We start from the raw sequence: 1,927 nt of genomic DNA, 5'->3' as shown, positions 1-1,927 counted from the left end.
GCGGAGTCGGAACCAGTAGAAGCCGTGGCCTGCGAGGGTGAGCAGGTAGGGGAGGTCGCCGATGGCGGGGAAGCGGACGCCGCCGATGAGTTCGACGGGGTGGCGTCCGTTGAAGGTCTGGAGGTCGAGTTCGGTGGGCTGGGCGAAGCGGGAGAAGTTGTGGACGCACAGGACGAGGTCGTCTTTGTATTCGCGTAGGAAGGCGATGACGGCCGGGTTGGTGGAGGGTAGTTCGGTGTAGGAGCCGAGGCCGAAGGCGGGGTTCTGTTTGCGGATTTCGATCATGCGGCGGGTCCAGTGCAGCAGCGACGAGGGTGAGGACATGGATGCTTCGACGTTGGTGACCTGGTAGCCGTAGACGGGGTCCATGATGGTGGGCAGGTAGAGGCGGCCGGGGTCGCAGGAGGAAAATCCTGCGTTGCGGTCGGGTGTCCACTGCATGGGGGTGCGTACGGCGTCGCGGTCGCCGAGCCAGATGTTGTCGCCCATGCCGATCTCGTCGCCGTAGTAGAGGATCGGGCTGCCGGGCAGGGACAGCAGCAGGGCGGTGAAGAGTTCGATCTGGTTGCGGTCGTTGTCCAGGAGTGGGGCGAGGCGGCGGCGGATGCCGATGTTGGCGCGCATGCGGGGGTCTTTGGCGTATTCCGCGTACATGTAGTCGCGTTCCTCGTCGGTGACCATTTCCAGGGTCAGCTCGTCGTGGTTGCGCAGGAAGATGCCCCATTGGCAGGTGGAGGGGATGGCGGGGGTCTTGGCGAGGATTTCGGAGACGGGGTAGCGGGATTCGCGGCGGACGGCCATGAAGATGCGGGGCATGACGGGGAAGTGGAAGGCCATGTGGCATTCGTCGCCGCCGGCGGTGTAGTCGCCGAAGTAGTCGACGACGTCTTCGGGCCATTGGTTGGCTTCGGCGAGGAGCACGGTGTCGGGGTAGTGGGCGTCGATTTCGGCGCGGACGCGTTTGAGCATCTGGTGGGTGGCGGGCAGGTTTTCGCAGTCGGTGCCCTCTTCCGCGTAGAGGTAGGGGACGGCGTCGAGGCGGAAGCCGTCGATGCCCAGGTCGAGCCAGAAGCGGAGGGCGGAGATGATCTCTTCCTGGACGGCCGGGTTTTCGTAGTTGAGGTCGGGCTGGTGGGAGAAGAAGCGGTGGAAGTAGTACTGCTTGCGGATGGGGTCGAAGGTCCAGTTGGAGGCTTCGGTGTCGACGAAGATGATGCGGGCGTCCTGGTATTGCTTGTCGTCGTCGGCCCACATGTAGTAGTCGGCGTAGGGGCCGGTGGGGTCGTTGCGGGACTGCTGGAACCAGGGGTGCTGGTCGCTGGTGTGGTTCATGACGAAGTCGATGATGACGCGCATGCCGCGTTGGTGGGCGGCGTCGACGAATTCGACGAAGTCGGCGAGGTCGCCGAATTCGGGGAGGACGGCGGTGTAGTCGGAGACGTCGTAGCCGCCGTCGCGGAGGGGGGATTTGAAGAAGGGGGGCAGCCACAGGCAGTCGACGCCGAGCCATTGCAGGTAGTCGAGTTTGGCGGTGAGGCCTTTGAGGTCGCCGGTGCCGTCGCCGTTGCTGTCCTGGAAGGAGCGGACGAGGACTTCGTAGAAGACGGCGCGTTTGAACCATTCGGGGTCGCGGTCTTTGGCGGGGGTGTCTTCGAAGGTGTCCGGGACGGGCTCGTTGACGATCATGGTGTGGGTGACCCTCCGGTTGGCGGTGAGGACGGTCGCAGGACGGTCAGTACGTGTCCGGGCTGGGTGCCGGGGGTGAGGCGTACGTAGTTGGTCCTGCCCCAGTGGTAGGTGGCGCCGGTGAGCTCGTCGCGCACCGGCATCGACTCGTGCCAGTCCAGGCCGAGTCGCGGCATGTCCAACGAGACCGTGGCCTCCTGGGTGTGGTGAGGGTCGAGGTTCACAACCACCAGAACCGTGT

General features: G+C 64.9%; 1 protein-coding gene and 1 pseudogene. Both read right to left on the bottom strand.

Annotated features, from left to right (window positions below; genetic code table 11):
- Positions 1-1,686, bottom strand: a 1,686-nt coding sequence (gene treS / locus ACTWQR_RS55580; RefSeq protein ID WP_443234990.1) for a maltose alpha-D-glucosyltransferase, incomplete at its 3' end; no start/stop codon positions are given.
- Positions 1,683-1,927: pseudogene (locus ACTWQR_RS55575) on the bottom strand (alpha-1,4-glucan--maltose-1-phosphate maltosyltransferase); the annotation flags it as partial. The pseudogene ACTWQR_RS55575 and the gene treS, both read right to left, overlap by 4 nt.

Origin of the sequence: Streptomyces sp. 2A115, from assembly GCF_052245575.1 — a bacterium.
In the GTDB taxonomy this organism is placed as follows: domain Bacteria; phylum Actinomycetota; class Actinomycetes; order Streptomycetales; family Streptomycetaceae; genus Streptomyces.
The sequence above is the reverse complement of the archived record's forward strand: the minus strand, read 5'-3'. Positions and strand labels throughout refer to the sequence as shown.